This is a genomic window from Neokomagataea anthophila, assembly GCF_018122595.1.
Lineage (GTDB): Bacteria > Pseudomonadota > Alphaproteobacteria > Acetobacterales > Acetobacteraceae > Gluconobacter > Gluconobacter anthophilus.
Map to the genome: position 1 here is coordinate 1 of NZ_JAGRQH010000275.1, position 211 is coordinate 211.

Consider the following 211-nt stretch of genomic DNA (forward strand, 5'->3'; position numbering starts at 1 on the left):
GCGCAAAATCGTCCTTCGCAGGATGCTTTTGGGAGTACGCTTTAGGCGTAGAATACTGCGAAAATACCGCTGTTTTATACGGGTGGTGGTATCATCAATTCGGGCCCGCATGCGTCAGAGTTGTTGCGCGCATTGGAGCGGAAAACGGGTTTACCTGTAACATCAACCTTGATGGGGTTGGGTGCTTTCACTTCACCTGATCCACAATTCC

General features: G+C 50.2%; 1 pseudogene. It reads left to right on the forward strand.

Going from position 1 to position 211, the window contains the following annotated elements:
• Positions 1–57 precede the first annotated feature (57 nt).
• Positions 58–211: pseudogene (locus tag KB213_RS12670) on the forward strand (hypothetical protein); the annotation flags it as partial.